This is a genomic window from Methylobacterium variabile, from assembly GCF_001043975.1.
Lineage (GTDB): Bacteria > Pseudomonadota > Alphaproteobacteria > Rhizobiales > Beijerinckiaceae > Methylobacterium > Methylobacterium variabile.
Genome location: NZ_LABY01000305.1, coordinates 1 through 7,552, shown reverse-complemented (window position 1 = coordinate 7,552; position 7,552 = coordinate 1). Strand labels below are relative to the sequence as shown.

The 7,552-nt window shown below is 70.4% G+C and carries 6 protein-coding genes; 2 read left to right on the top strand and 4 right to left on the bottom strand.

Annotation, left to right across the window (positions count from 1 at the left end):
• Together VQ02_RS31775 and grpE are read left to right on the top strand one after the other, a co-directional pair.
• The coding region (locus tag VQ02_RS31775) for an ACT domain-containing protein (protein WP_048448260.1) at window positions 1–1,316 on the top strand (1,316 nt) is incomplete at its 5' end.
• A gap of 57 nt (window positions 1,317–1,373) precedes the next feature.
• On the top strand, window positions 1,374–1,967 hold the full coding sequence (gene grpE, locus VQ02_RS31770; RefSeq protein WP_048448262.1) for a nucleotide exchange factor GrpE: 594 nt from the start codon (window positions 1,374–1,376) through the stop codon (window positions 1,965–1,967).
• 207 nt (window positions 1,968–2,174) lie between these two features.
• Here grpE and VQ02_RS31765 read toward each other — a convergent pair whose 3' ends face one another.
• The 4 genes from VQ02_RS31765 to VQ02_RS31750 all read right to left on the bottom strand — a co-directional run.
• The gene (locus tag VQ02_RS31765; protein ID WP_048448259.1) at window positions 2,175–3,278 is read right to left on the bottom strand and encodes a microcin C ABC transporter permease YejB; all 1,104 of its coding nucleotides are present in this window, start codon (window positions 3,276–3,278) and stop codon (window positions 2,175–2,177) included.
• 5 nt (window positions 3,279–3,283) lie between these two features.
• The gene (locus VQ02_RS31760; RefSeq protein WP_048448258.1) at window positions 3,284–5,143 is read right to left on the bottom strand and encodes an extracellular solute-binding protein; all 1,860 of its coding nucleotides are present in this window, start codon (window positions 5,141–5,143) and stop codon (window positions 3,284–3,286) included.
• The gene (locus tag VQ02_RS31755) at window positions 5,140–7,047 is read right to left on the bottom strand and encodes an extracellular solute-binding protein (protein ID WP_083469562.1); all 1,908 of its coding nucleotides are present in this window, start codon (window positions 7,045–7,047) and stop codon (window positions 5,140–5,142) included. Before VQ02_RS31755 ends, VQ02_RS31760 begins: the two co-directional genes overlap by 4 nt.
• A 155-nt stretch (window positions 7,048–7,202) precedes the next feature.
• On the bottom strand, window positions 7,203–7,552 hold a 350-nt coding region (locus tag VQ02_RS31750; protein ID WP_048448257.1), incomplete at its 5' end, for a c-type cytochrome.

Below are 7,552 nucleotides of genomic sequence, written 5' to 3'. Positions count from 1 at the left end.
TGGCCAAGATCGAGGCGGGGGAGCTGGAGGACGAGCATCCCCTCGCCCACCGCATCGTCGGCACGATCCAGAACCGCCGCGCCCTCTACGTGGCGATGTTCCTGCACGACATCGCCAAGGGACGGAAGGACGACCACTCGATCGCCGGTGCGGCCGTCGCCCGCAAGCTCGGGCCGCGCTTCGGGTTGGATGCCGCCGAGACCAGCACCGTCGCTTGGCTGGTCGAGCACCACCTCCTGATGTCGATGACGGCCCAGAGCCGCGACCTCTCCGACCCGAAGACGATCGAGACCTTCGCCGGCGTGGTGCAGAGCCTGGAGCGGCTGAAGCTGCTCCTGATCCTCACCATCGCCGACATCAAGGCGGTCGGCCCCGGCACCTGGACCGCCTGGAAGGCGACGCTCCTGCGCACCCTCTACTACGAGACCGAGATGGTGCTGTCGGGCGGCCGCTCGGAGATCCCGCGCACCGACCGGGTGCGGCTGATCCAGATGCGCCTGCGCGAGCAGCTCGCCGACTGGACGGCCGAGGAGTTCGACGCCTACGCGGGCCGGCACTACCCGCATTACTGGCTCAAGGTCGATGCCGGGCGCCAGCTGAAGAATGCCCGCTTCATCCGGACGGCGGCGGAGGCCGGCCACACCGTCGCCACAACCTACGAGACCGACCTCTCGCGGGGCGTGACCGAGCTCTGCGTCTACTCCCCCGACCATCCGCGGCTGCTCGCGATCCTCACCGGCGCCTGCGCGGCGTCGGGCGGCAACATCGTCGACGCCCAGATCTTCACCACCGCCGACGGCTTCGTGCTCGACACCATCACCCTGTCGCGGGCCTTTGAGCGCGACGAGGACGAGCTGCGCCGGGCCGGGCGCATCGCGACCGCCATCGAGCGGGCACTGAAGGGCGAGATCCGCATCGCCGACCTCGTCGCCGACAAGCACCCGGTGAAGGACCGGCCGCGCACCTTCCAGGTCGCCCCCGACCTGTCGATCGACAACGCGCTCTCGGCCCGCGAGACGGTCCTGGAGATCTCTGGCCTCGACCGGCCGGGCCTGCTGTTCGACCTCACCTCTGCGCTCGGCCGGCTCAACCTCAACATCACCTCGGCCCACGTCGCGACCTTCGGCGAGCGGGCGGTCGACGTGTTCTACGTCACCGACCTCACCGGCACGAAGGTGACCCAGCCCGATCGGCAGGCGACGATCCGCCGGGCGGTGATGGCGGTGTTCGAGGCCGATGCCCCCCGTGGTGGCCAGGGCCGCCGCGGGACCAGGGAGGCGGCGGGCGCGGCGGCTCCGGTCGCCGGCGAAGCTTGATTTCGCCGGCCGCCCACCTGATATCGAGGTCATTCCCAGCCACTTTTCGGAATGACGATGACGCCGAACGACACGGAGACTGCCGCGCGGGCTCACGAGCCCGCGGCTGCCGAGGGCGCCTCCGCCTCCGCGCCGGAGGCCGCGCCGACCGCCGACGCCCTGGCCGCGCTCGAGGCCGAGAAGCTCGACCTCAAGGACAAGCTGCTGCGCACCCTGGCCGACATGGAGAACCTGCGCCGGCGCACCGAGCGCGAGGTCTCGGACGCCCGCACCTACGCGGTGACGAACTTCGCCCGCGACATGCTGAACGCCGCCGACAACGTCCGCCGCGCCCTCGAGAGCGTGCCGGCCGACGCCCGCGAGACCGCCGAGGGCCCGCTCAAGGCGCTGGTCGACGGCATCGAGCTGACCGAGCGCGACCTGCTCAAGACCCTCGAGCGCCACGGCGTGAAGCGGGTCGAGCCGCAGGGGCAGCGCTTCGACCCCAACCTGCACCAGGCGATGTTCGAGGTGCCCAACCCCGACGTGACCGCCGGCACCGTGGTGCAGGTGGTGCAGTCGGGCTACGTCATCGGCGACCGCGTCCTGCGCCCGGCCCTGGTCGGCGTGGCGAAGGGCGGCCCGAAGGCCGAGGCGAAGTCGGAAGGCTGAGCGGGCGCCGACGGCGCGAGCCCTCCCCCCTTTGCGAGGGAGGGTGGCGAACGAAGTGAGCCGAGAGAGGGGACGCCGCTTCCGGAGAGGTCGCGACCATTTTGAAGGGTTCCCTATCCAGCACCGTCGCAGTCCCCTCTCCCGCCCGGCGTCCGCCGGGCACCCTCCCCCGCAGAGGGGGGAGGGTTCAGGGCGTCGCGTCTCGCCTCAGGCGGCTCTCGCCTCGAAATCGATCCTGGGGTCGATCCAGCTGTAGGTCAGGTCGGAGATCAGGTTCACCACCAGACCGAGCAGCGAGAAGATGTACAGGTTGGCGAACACCACCGGGTAGTCGCGGTTCACGATCGACTCGAACGAGAGCAGCCCGAGCCCGTCGAGGCTGAAGATGGTCTCGATCAGGAGCGATCCGGCGAAGAACGCCGAGATGAACGCGCCCGGGAAGCCCGCCACCACGATCAGCATCGCGTTGCGGAAGACGTGGCCGTAGAGCACCTGGCGCTCGGACAGGCCCTTCATGCGCGCGGTCAGCACGTACTGCTTGCGGATCTCGTCGAGGAACGAGTTCTTGGTGAGCAGCGTCGAGGTGGCGAAGGCGCCGATCGCCATGGCGATGATCGGCAGCGTGATGTGCCAGAGGTAGTCCGTCACCTTCTGCCACGGCGGGAACTGCGACCAGCCCTCGCTGGTGAGGCCGCGCAGGGGAAAGATCTGCAGGAACGAGCCGCCGGCGAACAGCACGATCAGCAGGATCGCGAACAGGAAGCCCGGAATGGCGTAGCCGACGATGACGACGCCCGAGGTCCAGACGTCGAAGGGCGAGCCGTCCCGCACCGCCTTGCGGATGCCGAGCGGGATCGAGATCGCGTAGGAGATCAGCGTCATCCACAGGCCAAGGCTGATCGAGACCGGCAGCTTCTCGCGGATGAGCTGGAGCACCGAGACGTCGCGGAAGTAGCTCTTGCCGAAATCGAAGCGGGCGTAGTCCCACAGCATCTTCAGGAAGCGCTCGGGCGCCGGCTTGTCGAAGCCGAATTGCTGCTCCAGGCGCTTGATGAAGGCCGGGTCGAGGCCCTGGGCGCCGCGGTAGCGGGAGTTCGATTCACCCCCGCCGCCGGGTGCCGCGCCGCGGCCGGCAAGGTCGCCGCCGCCGCCGGTGACCCGGGACATGGCGGTGTTCTGGCCCTGGAGCTGGGCGAGCACCCGCTCGACCGGCCCGCCGGGGGCGAACTGCACGATGACGAAGGAGATCAGCATGATCCCGAGGATGGTCGGGATCATCAGGAGGAGACGGCGCAGGATGTAGGCGGCCATGAGGTTCAGGTTCTCCCGATCCGGCGCGCCTTTTCGGCGTCCTGCCACCACAGGGTGGGCACCCCGAGGCCGTAGCGGGGCAGCTCGCGCGGGCGGCCGTACATGTCCCACAGCGCGAGGCGGTGGGTGGCGCCGTACCACATCGGCACCCAGTAGCGCCCTGCCCGCAACACCCGGTCGAGGGCCCGGCAGGCGGTGGTGAGTTCCGTCCGGGAGCCGGCGTCGGCGATGCGGTCGAGCATCGCGTCGGCGGCCGGATCCGCGATTCCGGCGAGGTTCTGCGAGCCCGGCACGCTCGCGCTGCGGCTGCCGTAGACCTCGCGCAGCGGCGCGCCCGGGGTGACCGATCCGCCGAAGCGCGACGACACCACGTCGTAATCGAAGTCCTTGAGCCGCGACTGGTACTGGGCCGCGTCGACGAGGCGCGAGCTCGCCCGGATGCCGAGGAGGCCCAGGTTCTTGATGTAGGATTGCAGCAGCGGCTGGAACACCGGCGAGGAGTCCAGGAACTCGAAGGCGAGAGGCTGGCCGTCCGGCAGCTTCATCACGCCGCCGTCGCGGGTGCAGCCGGCCTGGCGCAGGAGCGCGTCGGCCCGGCGCAGCAGGGCGCGGTCCTGGCCCGATCCGTCCGAGCGCGGCGGCGACCAGGGCTCGCCGAAGACCTCGTCCGGCACCCGGCCCCGGAACGGCTCGAGCAGGGCCAGCTCCTCGGGCGGCGGCTCACCTTCCGCCTTCATGTCGGAATTCTCGAAGAACGAGGCGGTGCGCCTGTAGGCACCGTACATCAGGTTCTGGTTCGACCACTCGAAGTCGAAGGCGAGGCCGATCGCCTCACGGATGCGGGGATCGCGGAAGACCGGGCGGCGGGTGTTGAACCACCAGCCCTGCGTCCCGGAGGGCGTGGCGTCCGGCACGGTCTCGCGCTTGACCCGTCCCTCCTGGGCGGCCGGGAAGTCGTAGCCCGTGGCCCAGACCCGGGCGGTGAACTCCTCCCGCCAGGTGAAGGCGCCGGCCTTGAACGCCTCGAACGCGACGTCGCGGTCGCGAAAATACTCGTAGCGGATCTCGGAGAAGTTGTTCTGGCCGAGCGTCACCGGCAGGTCGGCGCCCCAGTAGTCGGCGACGCGCTCGAAGGCGATGGAGCGCCCGACCTCGAAGCGGGCGACCCGGTACGGGCCGGAGGCCAGCGGCGGCTCCAGGGTCGAGGCCTCGAAGTCGCGGGCGTGGTAGTAGGCCTCGGAGAAGATCGGCAGCTCGGCGACGATCAGCGGCAGGTCGCGGCTGCGGCCGGGGGCGAAGCGCACCACCACCGCCTCGTCCCCGTCGGCGCTGGCCCCGGCGACGTCGCGCAGGACCGCGGCGATCCGCGGATGGCCCTTCTCCTTCAGGGTCGCGATCGAGAAGGCGACGTCGCGGGCGGTCAGGCGCGAGCCGTCGTGGAAGCGGGCCTGGGGCCTCAAGGCGAAGCGGTAGGCGAGCCCGTCCTCGCTGACGCTCACGCTGCGGGCGACGAGGCCGTAGACGGCGTCCGGCTCGTCGAGGGCCCGGACCATCAGGCTGTCGAAGGTCAGGTCCATGCCGGCGGCGCCGTCGCCCTTCAGCACGTAGATGTTGAGGGTGTTGAAGGTCTCGAAGGCCTGGTTGCCGGTGGTGGTGGAGAGCTGCGCCGAGAATGTGCCCCCCTTCGGCGCCATCGGCTCGACGTAGTCGAAGCGCGGGAAGCCGGCCGGATACTTCAGGTCGCCGAAGCTCGACAGGCCGTGGCGCTCGGCCGCCTCGGCGGCCCGGGCGGGGACGCGGCCGGCGACGAGCGCCGCCCCGCTCCCGGCGAGGACGGCGCGGCGGGAGAGTCCGCCGCCGCTCATCGGGCCGCCCCGGTCCTGGCGGCGAGGTCCTTGTCGTACCACCAGGTCGTCGGGAAGCCCGACGCGCCGTATTTCGGCAGCACCGCCGGCCGGGTGAAGCGGTTCCAGCGCAGGGTCCGCGACACGTTCGAGGACCATTGCGGCACCACGTAGTTGTGGGCGAGGAGCACCCTGTCGAGGGCGCGGGTGGCGGCCACCAGCTCCTCGCGGTCGCCGGCATAGATCACCTTGTCGATCAGCGCGTCGATCCCCGGATCCTTGATGCCGGCGAGGTTGCGCGAGCCCGGGCGGTCGGCGGCGGCCGAGCCCCAGAAGTCGCGCTGCTCGTTGCCGGGCGAGAGCGATTCGGCCCAGGAGTTGAGCGCCAGCGCGTCGAAGTCGAAGCTGCGCACCAGGTTCTGGTACTGGGCCGGATCGACGACCCGCAAGGTCACCTTGAGGCCGATGCGCTCGAGAGCCGCGCGGTAGGGCAGCACGATCCGCTCGGCCGAGTTGTCGTAGCCGAGGAACTCGACCGTGAAGGGCTGGCCCGATGCCTTCTCGACCATCTGGTTGCCGCGGATCTCGTAGCCCGCCTCCTGGAACAGGCGCACGGCCTCGCGCAGGTTCGTGCGCACCGCCTCAGGGCTGCCGTTGACCGGGTTCGTGTAGGGCGTGGTGAAGACCGAAGCCGGCACCTTGTCCTTCACGCTCTCCAGGATCGCCCGCTCGCGCCCCTCCGGCAGGCCCGACGAGGCCAGTTCGGTGCCGAAGAAGTACGAGTCGACCCGCTTGTAGAGCCCGTAGAACAGGGTGCGGTTCATCTCCTCGAAGTCGAAGGCGAGGTTGAAGGCCCGGCGCACCCGCGCATCGGCGAATCGCTTGCGGCGCAGGTTGAGGGTGAAGGCCTGCATGATGCCCATGCCGGCCTGCGGGAACTCCTCCTTGACGATCCGCCCCTCCCGCACCGCCGGGAAGCCGTCATAGGCGGTGGCCCAGTTGCGGGCGATGTTCTCGGTGCGCCAGTCGAACTGATCGGCCTTGAACGCCTCGATCATCACCGTCGCATCGCGAAAGTACTCGGCGCGCTGGGTGTCGAAGTTGTTCAGGCCCCGGTTCACGGCCAGGTCGCGGCCCCAGTAGTCCGGCACCCGCTCGTAGGTGGCGGTGCGACCGGCATCGAACCGGGCGAGGCGGTAGGGCCCGGAGCCGAGAGGGATCTCCAGCGTCGTCTCGGTCGGGTTGCGGGTCTTGCCCGATGCGTCCTTGCCCTCCCACCAGTGCTTGGGCAGCACCGGGAGCTGGCCGACGATCTGGGGCAACTCGCGGTTGCCCGTTTCCGAGAAGGTGAAGCGCACCTCGCGCGCGCCCACGACCTCGGCCTTCGTCACGTTGTGGTAGTAGGCGGCGTATTGCGGGCTGTTCTCCTTCAGGACCGCGAAGGAGAACACCACGTCGTCCGGCGTCACCGGCTTCCCGTCGTGCCAGCGCGCCTCCGGCCGCAGGCGGTAGACGACGCTGCCGAGATCCTCGGCCGGCCGCACACCGTCGGCCAGCAGGCCGTAATAGGTCGAGGGCTCGTCCTGCGCCTGGGCCAGCAGGGTGTCGTAGATCAGCGGGATCTGGCTCTCGAGGTCGCCCTTCACCCCGGCGACGATCAGGTTGAAATTGTCGAACGAGCCTTGCGAGCCGAACCGCACCAGCCCGCCCTTCGGGGCGTCGGGGTTGGCATAGTCGAAATGCGTGAAGCCCGCCGGGTATTTCGGCTCGCCGAGGAGCGACAGGCCGTGGCGCCAGCCTCCCTCGGGGGCGCCACCGCCTGCCGGGGAGGGGCTGCCCTGGCCTTGAGCCTGGGCCCGGGCCGGCACGGCGGCGAGGCCCAGGAGGGTGAGGGCGGCGCGGCGAGTGAGGGGGCGTGCGATCACGCGGGGCGATCCTCCGGTTGGGACAGGTCTCCCCTCCGTTCTAGGTCGCGGGGTGCGGCTCCGCCAACCCGGGCGCGTCGGCGCAGGGGACCGGGCACGAAAAAAGGCCGGGCTCTCGCCCGGCCTCTCTCGATCTGGCGCGTCGCCCGAGCCGGTCAGGGCTTCGGGAACTCGACCGGCTGGTCGGACAGGGTCCTGAGGTAGGCCAGGATGTCGGCCCGCTCGGCGCCGGAGGGCACGCCCGCGAAGGCCATGATGGTGCCCTGGACGTACGACTTCGGCGCGTGGATGAACTGGTCGAGGTCCTCGTAGGTCCAGTTGCCGCCCTTCGCCTTCATGGCGGCGGAGTAGCTGAAGCCCGCGTGGCCGCCCTTCGGCCGGCCGACGATGCCGTACAGGTCGGGACCGACCTTGTTCGGGCCGCCCTTCTCGAAGCTGTGGCAGGCCGTGCACTTCTTGGCCGCCGACTGGCCCTTGGTGGCGTCGGCGCTGGCGAGGCGCACGG